The sequence below is a fragment of the uncultured Allobosea sp. genome (genome assembly GCF_945957345.1).
GTDB lineage: Bacteria > Pseudomonadota > Alphaproteobacteria > Rhizobiales > Beijerinckiaceae > Allobosea.
This window is the reverse complement of record NZ_CAMFKW010000012.1, coordinates 1-14,798: the sequence shown is the minus strand read 5'-3', so window position 1 is coordinate 14,798 and position 14,798 is coordinate 1. Positions and strand designations below refer to the sequence as shown.

Below are 14,798 nucleotides of genomic sequence, written 5' to 3'. Positions count from 1 at the left end.
CGATGAATCGGCCTTCCCGTTCTTGCTTGGACGCGTTCGAAACGCGACCGAAAGAAATACTGTCGCGATCGAAAGCCAACCGCGTTGCCGCTTCGGCCGCCTTCCTGAAAGAACCCCGCAGACGAGGGCGCCACGGCGCCAGGGGCAGGAATACGGGCATGATCGGGATCTACAGCAGCAATCGCGCGATGGGACGGGCCGGCGTGGCACTGGCCGCCCTCATCGTCGGCGGAGCGGGCACGGCGCTGGCGCAAGGTGCCCCGGCTGCCCAAACCGGCACCGCGATCGGTCTCGACACGATCGAGGTCCAGGGCGAACGCGCCAGCGGCCCGGTCAACGGCTATGTCGCGCGCCGCAGCGACACCGCGACCAAGACCGATACGCCGCTGATGGAGACGCCCCAGTCGGTCACCGTCGTCACACGCGACCAGATGGATGACCAGGGCGCGCAGAATGTCAGCCAGGCTCTGCGCTACACCGCGGGCGTGCTGGGCGAGACCCGTCTCTCGATGGGGCGCTATGACAGCGTCTTCATCCGCGGCTTCGGCGGCTCGGGCGGCACGGCCGGCTTCGTCAACAATCTCGACGGTTTGCGCTACCAGCGCGGCATCAACTTCCTCGTCCCGACCTATGAATCCTGGGGGCTTGAGCGGGTCGAGGTGCTGCGCGGCCCGTCCTCGGTCGTGTTCGGCCAGGTGAAGCCCGGCGGCATCGTCAACATGGTCAGCAAGCGCCCGAAAGACGAGCGCCACGGCGAGGTGCAGCTCCAGTTCGGCAGCCATGAGCGCGCCCAGATGGCCTTCGATTTCGGCGGGCCGATCGATCCGGAGAAGACCTGGCTCTACCGGGTCGTCGGCCTCGGCCGGGCGGCTGACACGCAGGTCGACTACACCCGCGAGGAACGCATCTTCATCGCCCCCTCGCTCACCTATCGGCCCAACGGCGCGACGAGCTTCACCCTGCTGACCTCGTTCCAGCGCGATCCCGAAACCGGCTTCTACGGCTTCATCCCCGCCATCGGAACCGTGCTGCCGAGCAGGGCCGGCCGAATCCGCAGCAATTTCTTCCCGGGCGAGCCGAATTTCGAGGGCTATAGCCGCAACCAGGCCAATGTCGGCTGGGCCTTCGAGCATCGCTTCAACGACGTCTTCACCTTCCGCCAGAACGTCCGGCTCTCCGACCTCGATTCACGCAACCGCACCGTCGCAGTCGGCGGCATCGCGGCCGACCAGAAGACGCTGACGCGCCGCGCCACGATCTCGAACGAGCATGCCCGCACCGCCGGCATCGACAACCAGCTCCAGGCCGATTTCCGCACGGGGCCGCTGGCGCACAAGGTGCTGTTCGGCGTCGACGGTTACTGGACCGACGCGAAGGCCTTCACCGGCGCCGGGGGCACGGTGCAGTCGCTCGACTTCACCAATCCGGTCTATGGCCGCCTGCCCTTCATCCTGCCGGCCGTGCCTGGCACCACGCAGACCACCGCGCAATACGGCGTGTACCTGCAGGACCAGATCAAGCTCGACCGGCTCTCGCTGCTCGTCGGCGGCCGCTTCGACAGGGCCGAGGCCCGCACCCGCGCGCTGACCACCGGCGTCCTGATCAAGCAGGACGATACCGCCCGCACCGGCCGCGTCGCGCTGATGTACAATTTCGACAACGGCTTCGCGCCCTATGTCAGCTATTCGACCTCGTTCGAGCCGGTCGCTGGTACGGCCTTCGGCGGCACGCCGTTCAAGCCGACCGAGGGCGAGCAGTACGAGGCCGGCTTCAAATACGAACTGCCGGGCACCACCGCCTTCCTGCAGGCCTCGGTCTACCAGCTGACCCAGACCAATGTCGCGACGATGGATCTGGCCCACCCGACCTTCCAGATCCAGACCGGCGAGATCCGCGCCCGCGGCGTCGAGGTCGAGGCTCGCGCGACCGTGTTCGAGAATCTCGACCTCGTCGCGGCCTATACCTATACCGATGCCGAGGTGACCAAGAGCAACGGCGCCGACCTCCACAAGCGCCCGCCGGTCGTGCCGCGCCACACCGCCTCGCTCTGGGCGCACTACACCTTCCGGACGGGCGTGCTTTCCGGCTTCGGGCTAGGTGCCGGCGTGCGCTATGTCGGCGGCGGCGCGGGCGATCCCGGCAACACCTTCTCCACGTCGGACTACACGCTGGTCGATGCCGCGATCAGCTACGACCTCGCGGCGGCCAGCCCGGCGCTCAAGGGCTGGAAAGTGCAGGTCAACGCCCAGAACCTGTTCGACAAGGACTATATCTCCGGCTGCTACGGCACGACGCAGTGCTCCTTCGGCCTGCGCCGCACCGTGCTGGCGACGCTGTCCTATCGCTGGTGAGCGCGCCGATGCAGCCGCAAAGCCTCGCTGATCCGACATTCACGCCGGTCACGCTGCCGCAGGCCTGGCAGCGCGATTTCGAAGCGCAGGACGGTTCGCGCTACCGGCTGTTGATCTCCATGCCGGAAGGCGCTGCTCCGGCGCGCGGGTTTCCCAGCCTCGTGCTGGTCGACGGGCATGCACTATTCCCGCTGGCCGCCACGACCGCTCGCCTGCAGGCGCAGCGCCCGGAAGCGACCGGCATCGGCCCGGCCGTGGTGATCGGCATCGGCTATCCCGATGCACGGCCCTTCGATGCGGAACGTCGCCAGCGCGATCTCCTGCCTGTTACCGGCGGCGCCGACCGCTTCCTCGGCATGATCGTCGATGAAATCCTGCCGGCCGTCGCGCAGGTCGCACCGCTCGACCCGGGACGGCGCGCGCTCGCCGGCCATTCCTATGGCGGGCTGTTCGTCCTGCATGTGCTGTTCACCCGGCCCGGCCTGTTCGAAGCGCATGTCGCCGGCAGCCCGTCGATCTGGTGGCAGGATCGCGCCGTCCTCGCGAGCGAGGAATCCTTTCGATGCGGCAGCGTCGCTCCCGCCGGGCGGCTCCTGATCACAGTCGGCAGCCATGAGCAGGACCCCGTGCTCTCCGTCTCGCCCCAGCGGGCCGAGCGGCTTGCACGGGCGCGGATGCGCGACAACGCCGCCGAGATGGCCGGGCGCCTGTCCGCCTCGGGCCGCGTCGATTGCAGCTTCACCGAGTTTCCCGGCGAGAACCATGTCTCGGTGATCCCATCGATGCTTTCGCGCGCCGTGGCCTTCGCGCTCGCCGGCACGGCCCAGGACAAGGCGGAAGCCGCATGATGCTCGACAGGCGCTCGCTGATCCTGGGCGGCTTGAGCCTGCCGGTGGTGCCGGCCCTCGCAGCAAGCCCGATCGTCGCGACCGATGTGCTCGGCCGCACCGTCAAGCTCGCCGCCCCGGCGAAACGGATCGTGCTGGCGCAGGGCCGCCAGCTCAACGCGCTCGGCCTCATCCATCCCGGTCCCGTCAGCATCCTCGCCGGCTGGGGCAGCGATCTCGAACGGCAGAATCCCGACGGGCTCGCGCGCTATCGGGCGCGCTTCCCGGCGATCGACGCGCTTCCGCTCGTCGGCGACGGCGGGACGGCCGCCGGCTTCTCGCTGGAGCGAGCAATCGCGCTCGGCCCCGATCTCGTCGTACTCAGCAAATCGCTCGCCGGCACGCGCCGCGGCCCCGGCGATCTCGTCGAGAAGCTGGAAGCGGCCGGCATTCCGGTCGCGGTCGTCGATTTCTTCCTGGAGCCGTTGCGCGATACCGTGCCGAGCCTCAGGGCGCTCGGCATTCTGACCGGCCAGCAGGAGCGGGCGGAAAAGCTGATCGCCTTCTACGAGGAGCGGATGAAGCGGATCGCGAGCCGGGTCGCGGACGCGAAGCACCCCTCCGTCTTCATCCACGCCCATGCCGGCGGCTATGATTGCTGCATGACGGCCGGGCAGGGCACGTTCAACGAATTCATCCAGGCGGCCGGCGGACGCAACATCGCCGCCGCGATGCTGCCGGGCGCGACCGGGCAGATCGGGCTGGAGCAGCTGATCGGCGCCGATCCGGACGTCTATATCGCGACCGGCGGCACCCATCTCGCCAAGCTCGGCGGGCTCGTGCTCGGCCTCGGCGTCAGCGAAGCCGATGCGGCCGCGAGCTTCGCCAGGCTCCTCGGCACGCCCTCGCTCAAGATGCTCAGCGCCATCGGGGAGCGGCGCGCCTTCGGCTTCTGGCACCTGTTCAACGATACCCCGCTGCATGTCGTCGCGATCGAGGTTCTGGCGAAATGGCTCCATCCGGAGCGCTTCGCCGATATCGACCCGGCCGCGACGCTTGCCGAGGGCGCCCGCTTCTCGGCGATCCCGCTCGACGGGACGCTGTGGGTAGCGGCACCGCCGAAAGCCTGACGGAGACCATCGTGCTGGCCACTTCGACCCGGATCGCGCTCGCCAACCCGGCAGGCGTCCTGAAGCCGCTCTGCGAGCATCTCGTCGAACACGAGGCCGTCATCACGGAACAGGGCGGCACGACGATCATCACGCTTGATGGCAGCCACGCGCGGATCGAGCTCACCACAGCCGCGCTCGATGTCCGCGTCGAGGCGCCGGACCTGTCCACCCTGCTCGGCATGAAGCGGGCCATCGCCAGCCATGTCATCGAGTTCGCCCCGAAGGACGCCGCGCCGGAAATGCGCTGGACCGGCGACGGCACCGGCCCCGCCCTGCCGCCCGAGTTCCGCATCCTGACCGTGACCGGCGTCGAGCGGATCACGCCGCATATGGCCCGCATCCGCTTCGTGGCTGAGAATCTCGCGCGTTACGACCATCTCGACGCGCTGCATGTGCGCCTGTTCATCCCGCCAGAGGGCGTTGCCAAGCCGAGCTGGCCGATGGTCGGCGATGACGGTCTCCTGCTGCCCTCGCCCGTGGAAACCCGGCCGCTGGTGCGCAAATACACGATCCGCGAGATCGACGTCGCCAACGGCACGCTCGCGGTCGATTTCGTGCTGCATGAGGATGCTGGCCCCGGCTCGGCCTTCGCCTTCCGAGCCAAAGCCGGCGACCGGATCGGCATGGCAGGTCCCGGCGGGCGTGGGCTCAAGCCGGCCGAGCGCTATGTCTTTCTCGCCGACGAGACCGGCCTGCCGGCCGTGGCGCGGATGCTGGAGAACCTGCCGGCCGAGGCAACCGGACAGGTCTTCATCGAGGTCGCCGATGCCGGCGAGGAACAGCCCCTGCGCCGCCCGGCCGGCATAGCGCTGACCTGGCTGCATCGCGGGGACGCCGCGCCGGGCAGCCTGCCGCTGCTGCAGGATGCCTTCGCGACCATCGACTGGCCGGAGGACGGGCCTTCAACCTATCTCTGGTCGGCGTCGGAACATGCCGCGTTCAAGGCAATCCGAGCGGCATCGCGCGGCAAGCTGCGGCCGGAGCGCGACCAGAACCTCGTCGTCTCCTACTGGCGCGCCGGAGCCTCCGACGAGGAGCATGTCGCCGCCAAGAAGGCGGAAGCCGGGAAGGCCTGATCAGCCCTCGCGCACCGCGACGATGAACAGGCGCGGGAAGCGCAGCAGCACCTTGCCGTCGCTCTCGATGGGGTAATGCGGCGCGATGCGCCCGAGATAGCGGGCGAGGAAGTCCTTCTGCTCCTCGGCCGTCAGACGGTCGAGATAGGGCTTCAGGCCGGTGCTCTTGAACCATTCGGCGATGGCTTCGAGATTGGCCAGCGCATGGACATAGGTCGTCTGCCAGATATCGACGCGGCAGCCGGCCTCGATCAGCCAGCGCCGGTAATCGCCGAACGAACCGATCGCCGAACGTTCGGCCTTGGCCGTTGCGAGCTTCTCCGCCCAAGGGCCTTCCGCCGCGACCTCACGCATCGCGACATGGGACGGCTCGTTGAGGTTGTTCGGCATCTGTACGGCGAGGCAACCACCAGGGGTCAGCGAGCGCGCCAGACGCGGAAACAGGCCCTGGTGATCCGGTAGCCATTGCAGCACGGCATTGGCGAAGATCAGGTCGTAGCCCGCGGCATCCGACCAGGTGTTCACGTCGCCGAGGTCGAAAGTGAGGTTTGGCAGACGCTTCCTCGCCTTCTCCAGCATGTCCGGCGAGGAATCGAGGCCTTCATTGACGGCGCCGGGAAAGCGCGCCGCGACCAGCTCCGTACTGTTGCCGGGGCCGCAGCCGAGGTCGATGCAGCGCCTGGGCTCGTTCAATGGCACGCGGGCGAGGAGATCGGCGGGCGGGCGCGTCCGCTCATCCTCGAAGCGCAGATATTGCGCGGCATCCCAATCCGGCTTGGCGTTCATCGCTCACTCCTGTCCCGCGGCGCCGCCTGAGGAAGCGGCCGCTGTCCGCATCTTCTAGCGCGAAACGGCAGCGTCCGCAGGCTTGCGCGCGAGAAGGGCGAAACGGGTCGAGGAGGCCAGCCGAATCGCGTCATGCAACGGCGCCGCGCGCTGCTGCTCGCGCACGACCTGATGGTAATCCGCCGGGACGATGTCGGTGAAGCCGGCGGCGGTCAGCATCGTTTCGAGCTGCTGCCGGCTCAGGCCGTCCTTGAAATAGAAGCGCTTGGTGATCGAGGCATGGGTGTCGGCATCGATCTGGTGGACGGCCGCGCCGCGCTTCTCGCGCAGCCAGGTGCCGAAGCGGTTGACCAGCGCCTGCCAGCGCGTGCGGTTGACCCAGTCGCCGTCGATCACCAGCAGGCGGCCGCCGGGGCGCAGGACACGCAACCACTCGCTGAGCGCCGCTTCCGGATCGGTCAGCGTCCAGACGAGATGGCGGGTGATCGCCGCGTCATAGCTCGCGTCTTCATCGAGCAGGCGCTCGGCATCGCCGAGCCGGAAGCGGGCGGCCTTGCCATGCTTGGTGCGGGCGCGTTCCAGCATCGCCTCGGAGAAGTCGAGCGCGGTGACGCGATGCTTCAGCGAGAGCAAGGCGCGGGTGATCTCACCGGTGCCGCAGGCGAGGTCGAGCACGTCGAGCGGCTCAGGACCGAAGGAATCGCCGATCAGGCGCTGGAAGGCCTTCAGCTCGCGGTCCGACTTGATGGCGTGACCGAAGGAAAGATCGAAGCTCTCGGCCCGCGCCGACCAATAGGCTCGGATCTCTTCCTTCAGGGTGAAATTGTCATGTGTCGAAGGAGCGGACATCAGTGAACCTGGATATAGGGCTCGACCAGAAGCGTCCCCCGGGCCGAATGCTCCAGATGCACGCCGACGGCATATGTCTCCGAGACCGCCTCATGCGCAAGCACCTCGGCCGGCGCGCCAGCCTGCGCGATGCGCCCTGAATTCATCACCAGCACCCGGTCGGCAAAGCGCGCCGCGAGCGAGAGATCATGGATCGCGACGACGGTGACGATGTCGCGCCGGCGCGTCGCCTCGCGGATCGTCGCCATGACGTCGAGCTGGCGGCGGACATCGAGCGCGCTGGTCGGCTCGTCGAGCAGCAGCACGTCGGGCTCGCGCACCAGCGCCTGGCCGATCGCCGCGAGCTGGCGCTGGCCACCGGAGAGCGTGGCGATATCGCGCGAGGCGAAGGGCGCGAGACCGAGCTCCTCGATCACCGCCTCGACGGCGTGCGTATCGGCGGGCGAGGCCGCGAGCGCGTAGCCGCGGTGCAGGCTCTTGCGGGCGAGCAGGATGATGTCGAAGACCGAGAGGGCGACGCGCGCGCCGGTATCCTGCGCGAGGTAGAAGACCTTGCGGGCGCGTTCGCGCTGGGAGAGCTCCGAGAGGTCATGGCCGTCGAGCGCGACCGTGCCGCGCTCGGGCCGCAGCAGGCCGGCGGCGCAGCGGAATAGGGTCGATTTGCCGGAGCCGTTGGGGCCGACCAAGGCGGCGAGTTCGCCGCGCGGCAGGGCTTCGGTGCCGAGCCGCTGCAGGACCGGAGTCGCGCCATAGCGAAAATCGAGATCGCGAATCAGCAGCGCCATCGCTCAGACTCCCCGCCCGCGGATCGACATGACCAGGCTGATGAAGAAGGGCACGCCGATCAGCGCCGTGATGATGCCGATCGGATAGATCACGCCGGGCGTGATCACCTTCGAGACGGTGGAGGCCAGCGAAAGCAGCACAGCGCTCGCGATCGTCGCGACCGGCAGGAAGAAGCGCTGGTCCTCGCCGACGAGCAGCCGCGCGATATGCGGGCCGACGAGGCCGATGAAGCCGATGCCGCCGACGAAGGAGACCGAGACGGCGGCGAGCAGCGAGGTCGCGATCAGGATCTCAAGCCGCAAGCGGTCGACGCGGACGCCGAGGCTCTCGGCGCGCTCATCGCCAAGGCGTAGCGCCGTCAGCGCCCAGCCGCGCATCAGGAAGAACGGCAAGGCCAGTGCGATCAGAAGCGCTGCGACGCCGACCTTCTCCCAGCTGGCGCGGGCGAGGCTGCCCAGCGTCCAGAACACGATCTGTGTGAGCTGCACTTCATTCGAGCGGTATTGCAGCAGCGCGGTGATCGCGTTGCAGGTGAAGAGCAGGGCGATGCCGACCAGGATCATCGTCTCGGCGCTGACGCCGCGCAGCTTGGTCATGAAGAACAGGACGAGCGAGGCGGCCAGCGCGAAGACGAAAGCGTTCACTGTCACGATGAAGGGGCCGGCGCCGGGCACGACACTCCAGCCCAGCACGATCGCGACGGACGCACCGACCGTCGCGGCGGCAGAGACGCCAAGCGTGAAAGGATCGGCCAGCGGGTTGGCGAGGATGGTCTGCATGCCTGCCCCGCTCAGGCCCAACATGGCGCCGACGGCGAGCGCCATCAGCGCGATCGGCAGGCGCAGGTCCCAGACGATGACGGAGAGCCGCGGTGTGGCCGATTGCGGATCGACCAGCGTGCGCAGGACGTCGCCGAGCGGGAGATTGCCGGGCCCGATCGAGACATCGAGCGCCAGCGCGACGGCGAGCGCGACGAGGCCGAACAGGACGAGCTTCAGCCGGCGCGCATTGCGCCGGCGATAATCCCCGGTGGCGGTTGCCGTCATGGGCAGGGTCGCGGCCATCGTCGCTCAGGCCGCCGTCACTGGAGCCTGGCCCAGAACACGCCGGAATAGGAGATCGGCAGGAATTTCTCGTGGAATTCCTTGAAGACCGCTTCCGGATCGACGTCCTTGAACCGGTCCGGATAGAACTCCTTCGCCATGGCGAGCTCGGCGATGAAGTAATAGGGCATGTCGTAGAACTGATGGTAGAAGGCCATCACCTTCTTGCCCTGCACGGCCTTGAGCTGCTGGAAGCCCGGGCGGTTCATCAGCGCCACCAATTGCTTCTGCACCTGCTCCGGCGTCGCGTCATAGCCGAGGCCGACCGCGTTGCTGCCGGGATTGCTGCCGTACCAGTTGGCGCCGGTGAGGAAATAGACGTCCGGGTTGTCGGCGAGGACCTTTTCCTGTGCGGCCTGCGCCTGGAAGGCTGAGAAGAACTGGCTGCCCCAGTTGCGGCCGCCGGCTTCCTCGATATAGCGGCCGAAATTGAACGGGCCGAAGGTGGCACAGCAGGGCAGCAGGCCGGCGGCGCGCTCGACGAAGACCATCGGCTTCTGCTTGTCCGGGATCGCGCCGACGCGAGCATAGATGCTGCGGGTCTGGCGCATGTAGTAATCGGCGAAGGCGTTCGCCTCCTTCTCGCGGCCGAGGATGCGGCCAAGCAATTGCACGCTCGGCAGCACGTTCTGGGTCGGGTCCTGGCGGAAATCGACGAAGACGGTGGTGATGCCGGCCTTCTCGAGCTTGGCGAGCAGACCGGTCTCCTGCGCCTTGAAGTAGTTGGAGAGGTCGAGGATGTAGACCTCGGTGCCGAGCGCGGCGATCTTCTCCATGCTGACATCGGCGGCATAGGGATTGCCCATGTTCGCAACGTCCTTCGCCTTCGGGAACTTGGCGAGGTATTTTGCCCAGGCACCGGGATCGTTCTCGATCAGGTCGTTGCCCCAGCCGACGACGCGCTTGAATGGGTCGTCGCGGTCGAGCATCGCCAGCGTGTAGAGCTGGCGGCCCTCGCTGAGCACGATCTTCGAGGGGTCGCGCGTCACGTTGACGACGCGGCCGGCGAGATCGGTGACCTCGATCGTCTCGGCGGCGGCAGCACCGGCAAAGAGCACGGAAACGCCGAACAGGAGGGCAGAAGACAGACGGGCAAGCCAACGGGGAGCGGGCATTGGAAGAGCATCCTGCCGGGGAAGATGCCCTCGCGCTAACACAGCTCATCTTGGGACAGCAAAGCAATTCTGCTTGTTTTGAATTGATCTAAATTAGATCTATTCCAGAATTCATTGAGAGTAACGCCAGACGACGAAGACAACGTTCTCCCGAATCCTGCCCTCGTCTTGCAATCAACCGAGGCGATCCGACCCCTCCATCGCCTCCCGAGCTCGCACGGCGAAGCGTCGGGCGAGCGGCGCGACCTCGGCGGCATTGGCGGCGGCAGCCGTGCCAGCGCGGACCCGGTCGGCGATGCCGACGAAGATCACGGCGAAGCGGAACAGCGCGAAGGCGAGATGGAAGCGCAGGAGCGGAGCCGTCGGCACGGCATGGGCATAGTAATGCGCCAGGAACTCCGCCTCGACCGGGATGCCGAGCGCGGCCCGGTCGAGCCCGAGGATGCCGCCATATTCGTCGGGCGTGGTGTGCCAGGGCATGGCGCAATAACCGAGATCGGCGAGCGGATGGCCGAGCGTCGACAATTCCCAGTCGAGGATGCCGACCACCTCGGGCTTTTCGGGATGAAAGAGCAGGTTGCCGAGCCGGAAATCGCCATGCGCGATCGAAACCTGACCATCATCGTCGGGCAGATGCGCCGGCAGCCAGTCTGCGACCGCCTCCAACTCGGGGATTGGTTCTCCCGGCGATTCCCGCAATTGCTTAGTCCAGCGCGCGATCTGGCGCTCGAAATAATTGCCCGGCCGGCCGAAATCGCCGAGCCCCACCTCATCTGGCCTCACCGCATGGAGCTTCGCCAGAGCCTCGGCCATGCCGAGATAGAGGCCGCGCCGCTCGTCCGGCTCCAGCCCCGGCAGGGCACAATCATGAAAGACCCGGCCTTCCAGCCGCTCCATCAGGTAGAAAGGTGTGCCGAGCGGCTCGGGATCGGCGTGGAACAGCACGGCGCGCGGCACCGGCACGTTCGTCCGCGAGAGCGCTTCGAGCACGCGGAACTCGCGGTCGATCGCATGGGCGCCGCGCAGGATCGGCCCGGCCGGCTGCTTGCGCAGAACGAGGTGGTGTGCACCCCAATCGACGAAATAGGTCGGGTTGGACTGGCCACCACCGATGCGTTCGAGCGCGAGTTCGCCGGGCCCGAAACGCTCCCGCAAGAGGCTCGCCAGGGCGGCTGGATCGAAATCGATGTTGGACGGCGCCGGCGCTGCCATCGCCTCAGCCCTGCGCCCGCCCGGCCACGGGCCAGTGCCAGAAATCGCGTCCCTCCTGCGTGAGGAAACGGTTCAGCACCATCTTGTGGACCTCATCGGCCCCATCCACCAGCCGGGCTTGCCGGGCGTAGCGGTAGATCCATTCGAGCACGGTATCCTTGGAGTAGCCGCGCGCGCCGTTGACCTGGATCGCGATATCGGCGGCATCGTGCAGGACATTGGCGACCTGGACCTTGGCCATCGAAACTTCCTTACGCGCGAAGCCGCCGCGATCGAGCTCCCAGGCCGCCTTCATCACCAGCAGACGCCCGATCTCGATGCGCATGGCGAGGTCGCCGAGCTTGAGCTGGATGCTCTCGCGATCGGCAAGGCGCTGGCCAAAACCATAGCGCTCGGCGGCATAGGCCTGGGCGATCTCGATGCAGCGCCTGGAGAGGCCGAGCCAGCGCATGCAATGGGTCAGGCGGGCCGGGCCAAGGCGAACCTGCGTCACCTTCATGCCCTTGCCTTCGCCCGCCAGCACGTTCTCGACGGGGATTTCCAATCCATCGAATTCGATTTCACAATGGCCGCCATGCTCCTCCGGCCCCATGATCTCGATGCGACGCAGGATGCGCCAGCCCGGCTGGTCGGCATGGAAGAGGAAGGCGGTGAGGCCGTTGCGCGGATCGTCCGAGGTGCGGGCGACAAGGATGAAGTGCTTGGCCTCCTCCGCTCCGGTGATGAACCATTTGCGGCCGCTGACGACGTACTTGTCGCCGCGCCGCTCGGCCTTCGTCTGGATCATCGAGGGGTCGGAACCGCCGCCTGGGTGCGGCTCGGTCATTGCGAAGGCGGAGCGCACCCTGCCCTCGACGAGGGGCTTCAGCCAGCGCTCCTTCTGCTCTGGCGTGCCGAGGGCTTCCAACACCATCATGTTGCCGTCGTCGGGCGCGGCCGAGTTGAAGACGACCGGGCCGAAAATCGAGCGGTTCATCTCCTCGTAGCAAACGGCCATGCCCATCTTGCCGAGGCCCGCTCCGCCGGTTTCGGGCTTGAGCTGCAGGCACCACAAGCCCGCGGCACGCGCCTTGGCGCGCATGGTGTCGAGCAAGGGCAGCGCGATATTGCCATGGGCATCGTAGGAGGCCTGGTCAGCTTCGAGCGGCAGGATCTCGCGCTCGACGAAGGCGGCGATGCGCGCGCGGTAATCCTCGATGCGGGGGGAAATCTCGAAATCCATGGCCGTGCTCACAAGGACGAAACGAGGTGGCCGCCATCGACTTCGATGGTGGAGCCGGTGATGTAGCTGCCTGCAGACGAGGCGAGCAGCAGCAGGGCGCCGTCGAGCTCCTCCGGCTGGCCGAGCCTACGCTGCGGGATGCGCCTGATCAGGTTCAAGCCGGCTTCGGTCGCGAAGAAATCGCGGTTGATGTCGGTCTCGATATAGCCGGGGCAGAGCGCGTTGACGCGGATGCGATCGCGCGCCCATTCGAGCGCCAGCGCCTTGGTCAACTGGATCACGCCCGCCTTCGAGGCGGCATAGGCGCTGACGCCGCCGGCGACGCGATGGCCGAGGATCGAGGCGATGTTGACGATGCTTCCGCCTCGGCCGGCTTCGCGCATGCCGCGCGCCACGGCCTGAGCGACGAGGAAGACGCCCTTGAGATTGGTGTCGAGCACCGCATCCCAATCCGCTTCCGCGAGATCGGCCGCCGGGCCGGCGCCGCTGACGCCGGCATTGTTGATCAGGATGTCGAAATATCGGCCGTCGAGGGCTTCCGCGATCGAGGCCGCGTCAGCCACGTCCAGCACCAGATGCTTTGCGGTGCCCCCGGCTGCGGCGATCTCCGCGCCAGCCCGATCCAATGCGGATTGTCGGCGGGCCGCGAGGGTGACGTCGACGCCGTGATGCGCGAGCAGCTTGGCGAAATGCAGCCCCAGCCCGCCGGAAGCTCCCGTCACCAGCGCGCTCTTTCCCGAGAGATCGTCGAACATCAGGCATCCCCGCTTCGAACAGCTAAGTCTCGGTCGGCCGCGCTCTGGGATCAAGGCGCCCAAACGTCGAAGAGGCCCGGCGCATCGCGCCGGGCCTCTCAAATCCTTTACGGCCTCACGAGGCCGCCCTGGTCACTGCCAGGTCTGGCGGCCGTACCAGGCGTCGACATCACTGCGAGCCTTGTCCTTCGCGAGGCCGTAGCGCTCCTGAATCTTGCCTTCGAGCTGATCGCGCTTGCCGGCGATGACGTCGAGATCGTCATCCGTCAGCTTGCCCCACTGCTCCTTCACCTTGCCCTTGAGCTGCTTCCAGTTTCCTTCGACGCGGTTCCAGTCCATCGGGACCTCCTCGTTTGAGAGTGGCTTCCCTGAAAGAACGCGCCGGCATCACGATTGTTCATCCGAAAATGCGGCCGCCCTATAAATTACCCGGATAAAAACTTGCGCTATTAAAATCCGGGTATTATTTAGCCCCCGTCGAACAGGATAGGTTGCACCGATGCAGATCGCGGAGAGGAAGGCGGCGACCGCCGCCTACAAGGAACGGAAGACGGTGGCGGGCATCTTCGCCTTCCATTGCGAGGCGGCCGGGCGGACATGGGTCGGCCGGGCGCCCGATCTTTCAACGATCGAGAACCGCCTGCGCTTCACGCTGCGCCATGGCAGCCACCGGCAGCGCTCGCTGCAGGCCGCATGGAACGCGCATGGCCCCGAGGCCTTCCGCTTCGAGGCGCTGGAAAGGTTGGACGACGAGGATATCGCCTATGTGCTGGATCGCGTACTGAAGGAGCGCCTCGCCCATTGGCAGGCGAGGCTCGGAGCGGAAGTGCTCTAGGCGCTCAACTGCGGTCGCTGAGCGCAACCCTTGTCATTCCGGGGCGCGCCATGGCGCGAAGCCCCGGAATGACAAGGGTGATTGTTACTCAGAATCGCCCGGCTGCGTCCGGCTCAGTCGTCCATTTTGAGGGCGGCGATGAAGGCCTCCTGCGGGATTTCGACCTTGCCGAACTGCCGCATCTTCTTCTTGCCTTCCTTCTGCTTCTCCAGAAGCTTGCGCTTGCGGGTGGCGTCGCCGCCATAACACTTGGCGGTGACGTCCTTGCGCAGCGCGCGGATGGTCTCACGAGCGATGATCTTGCCGCCGATCGCGGCCTGGACCGGGATCTGGAACATGTGCGGCGGGATCAGCTCCTTGAGCTTCTCGCACATGGCGCGGCCGCGCGACTCGGCCCGCGTCCGGTGGACCAGCATCGAGAGCGCGTCGACCGGCTCGGCATTGACCAGAACCGACATGCGCACGAGGTCGCCCTCGCGATAGTCGGTGATCTGGTAGTCGAAGGAGGCATAGCCCTTCGAGATCGACTTCAGGCGGTCGTAGAAGTCGAAGACGACTTCGTTGAGCGGCAGATCGTAGACGACCTTGGCGCGCGAGCCGACATAGCCGAGATCGATCTGCAAGCCGCGGCGGTCCTGGCAGAGCTTCAGCACGGAGCCGAGATACTCGTCCGGCGTGAAGATGGTGGCGCGGATCCAGGGCTCGTCGA

At 67.0% G+C, this 14,798-nt stretch carries 14 protein-coding genes and 1 pseudogene; 5 read left to right on the top strand and 10 right to left on the bottom strand.

Annotated features, from left to right (window positions below; translation table 11 throughout):
- Positions 1-158: 158 nt before the first annotated feature.
- From Q0Q36_RS08145 to Q0Q36_RS08130, 4 genes are read left to right on the top strand one after another with little or no spacing between them, the layout of a single operon-like run.
- Positions 159-2,351 carry a TonB-dependent siderophore receptor gene (locus Q0Q36_RS08145; RefSeq protein ID WP_293797160.1) on the top strand — a complete coding sequence of 731 codons (2,193 nt, stop codon included), beginning with the start codon at positions 159-161 and terminating at the stop codon, positions 2,349-2,351.
- 8 nt (positions 2,352-2,359) lie between these two features.
- Positions 2,360-3,199 (top strand): alpha/beta hydrolase-fold protein, encoded by an 840-nt coding sequence (locus Q0Q36_RS08140; RefSeq protein ID WP_293797158.1) that lies wholly within the window; start codon positions 2,360-2,362, stop codon positions 3,197-3,199.
- The gene (locus Q0Q36_RS08135; RefSeq protein ID WP_293797156.1) at positions 3,196-4,308 is read left to right on the top strand and encodes an ABC transporter substrate-binding protein; all 1,113 of its coding nucleotides are present in this window, start codon (positions 3,196-3,198) and stop codon (positions 4,306-4,308) included. Before Q0Q36_RS08140 ends, Q0Q36_RS08135 begins: the two co-directional genes overlap by 4 nt.
- A gap of 11 nt (positions 4,309-4,319) precedes the next feature.
- Positions 4,320-5,426, top strand: coding sequence for a siderophore-interacting protein (locus Q0Q36_RS08130; protein WP_293797154.1), 1,107 nt, complete (start codon positions 4,320-4,322; stop codon positions 5,424-5,426).
- On the opposite strand, the gene tam is transcribed toward Q0Q36_RS08130, so the two are convergent.
- From tam to Q0Q36_RS08085, 9 genes are all read right to left on the bottom strand, one after another.
- The gene (tam, locus tag Q0Q36_RS08125; protein ID WP_293797151.1) at positions 5,427-6,212 is read right to left on the bottom strand and encodes a trans-aconitate 2-methyltransferase; all 786 of its coding nucleotides are present in this window, start codon (positions 6,210-6,212) and stop codon (positions 5,427-5,429) included.
- Positions 6,213-6,266: 54 nt separating this feature from the next.
- A complete protein-coding gene (locus Q0Q36_RS08120) occupies positions 6,267-7,061 on the bottom strand; it encodes a methyltransferase domain-containing protein (protein ID WP_293797150.1) in 795 nt (264 codons plus the stop codon).
- Positions 7,061-7,846 (bottom strand): ABC transporter ATP-binding protein, encoded by a 786-nt coding sequence (locus tag Q0Q36_RS08115; protein ID WP_293797148.1) that lies wholly within the window; start codon positions 7,844-7,846, stop codon positions 7,061-7,063. The genes Q0Q36_RS08120 and Q0Q36_RS08115 overlap by 1 nt, the downstream gene beginning before the upstream one ends.
- 3 nt (positions 7,847-7,849) lie before the next feature.
- Positions 7,850-8,893, bottom strand: coding sequence for an iron ABC transporter permease (locus Q0Q36_RS08110; protein WP_293797147.1), 1,044 nt, complete (start codon positions 8,891-8,893; stop codon positions 7,850-7,852).
- A gap of 35 nt (positions 8,894-8,928) precedes the next feature.
- Complete coding sequence (locus Q0Q36_RS08105; protein ID WP_293797146.1) at positions 8,929-10,065, bottom strand: ABC transporter substrate-binding protein; 1,137 nt, start codon at positions 10,063-10,065, stop codon at positions 8,929-8,931.
- A 174-nt stretch (positions 10,066-10,239) separates the two neighbouring features.
- The gene (locus Q0Q36_RS08100) at positions 10,240-11,277 is read right to left on the bottom strand and encodes a phosphotransferase family protein (protein ID WP_293797144.1); all 1,038 of its coding nucleotides are present in this window, start codon (positions 11,275-11,277) and stop codon (positions 10,240-10,242) included.
- Positions 11,278-11,281: 4 nt separating this feature from the next.
- A complete protein-coding gene (locus Q0Q36_RS08095; protein WP_293797142.1) occupies positions 11,282-12,499 on the bottom strand; it encodes an acyl-CoA dehydrogenase family protein in 1,218 nt (405 codons plus the stop codon).
- 8 nt (positions 12,500-12,507) lie between these two features.
- On the bottom strand, positions 12,508-13,254 hold the full coding sequence (locus tag Q0Q36_RS08090) for an SDR family NAD(P)-dependent oxidoreductase (protein WP_293797139.1): 747 nt from the start codon (positions 13,252-13,254) through the stop codon (positions 12,508-12,510).
- 132 nt (positions 13,255-13,386) lie between these two features.
- Positions 13,387-13,593: a CsbD family protein gene (locus Q0Q36_RS08085; RefSeq protein ID WP_047573131.1), complete on the bottom strand. Its 207-nt coding sequence runs from the start codon at positions 13,591-13,593 to the stop codon at positions 13,387-13,389.
- A gap of 160 nt (positions 13,594-13,753) precedes the next feature.
- Between Q0Q36_RS08085 and Q0Q36_RS08080 the strand changes: the two genes are divergently transcribed.
- The gene (locus tag Q0Q36_RS08080) at positions 13,754-14,089 is read left to right on the top strand and encodes a GIY-YIG nuclease family protein (RefSeq protein WP_293797135.1); all 336 of its coding nucleotides are present in this window, start codon (positions 13,754-13,756) and stop codon (positions 14,087-14,089) included.
- Between the two features lie 113 nt (positions 14,090-14,202).
- Here the strand turns inward: Q0Q36_RS08080 and Q0Q36_RS08075 are convergent.
- Positions 14,203-14,798 (bottom strand): annotated as a pseudogene (locus Q0Q36_RS08075) (elongation factor 4); the annotation flags it as partial.

What these genes read in the sequence shown, in the direction of transcription:
- Q0Q36_RS08095 (WP_293797142.1), bottom strand. Translation starts at nt 12,499, where the DNA reads ATGGATTTCGAGATTTCCCCCCGCATCGAGGATTACCGCGCGCGCATC.
- Q0Q36_RS08090 (WP_293797139.1), bottom strand. Translation starts at nt 13,254, where the DNA reads ATGTTCGACGATCTCTCGGGAAAGAGCGCGCTGGTGACGGGAGCTTCC.
- Q0Q36_RS08100 (WP_293797144.1), bottom strand. Translation starts at nt 11,277, where the DNA reads ATGGCAGCGCCGGCGCCGTCCAACATCGATTTCGATCCAGCCGCCCTG.
- tam (WP_293797151.1), bottom strand. Translation starts at nt 6,212, where the DNA reads ATGAACGCCAAGCCGGATTGGGATGCCGCGCAATATCTGCGCTTCGAG.
- Q0Q36_RS08080 (WP_293797135.1), top strand. Translation starts at nt 13,754, where the DNA reads ATGCAGATCGCGGAGAGGAAGGCGGCGACCGCCGCCTACAAGGAACGG.
- Q0Q36_RS08110 (WP_293797147.1), bottom strand. Translation starts at nt 8,893, where the DNA reads ATGACGGCAACCGCCACCGGGGATTATCGCCGGCGCAATGCGCGCCGG.
- Q0Q36_RS08115 (WP_293797148.1), bottom strand. Translation starts at nt 7,846, where the DNA reads ATGGCGCTGCTGATTCGCGATCTCGATTTTCGCTATGGCGCGACTCCG.
- Q0Q36_RS08135 (WP_293797156.1), top strand. Translation starts at nt 3,196, where the DNA reads ATGATGCTCGACAGGCGCTCGCTGATCCTGGGCGGCTTGAGCCTGCCG.
- Q0Q36_RS08105 (WP_293797146.1), bottom strand. Translation starts at nt 10,065, where the DNA reads ATGCCCGCTCCCCGTTGGCTTGCCCGTCTGTCTTCTGCCCTCCTGTTC.
- Q0Q36_RS08085 (WP_047573131.1), bottom strand. Translation starts at nt 13,593, where the DNA reads ATGGACTGGAACCGCGTCGAAGGAAACTGGAAGCAGCTCAAGGGCAAG.
- Q0Q36_RS08140 (WP_293797158.1), top strand. Translation starts at nt 2,360, where the DNA reads ATGCAGCCGCAAAGCCTCGCTGATCCGACATTCACGCCGGTCACGCTG.
- Q0Q36_RS08120 (WP_293797150.1), bottom strand. Translation starts at nt 7,061, where the DNA reads ATGTCCGCTCCTTCGACACATGACAATTTCACCCTGAAGGAAGAGATC.
- Q0Q36_RS08145 (WP_293797160.1), top strand. Translation starts at nt 159, where the DNA reads ATGATCGGGATCTACAGCAGCAATCGCGCGATGGGACGGGCCGGCGTG.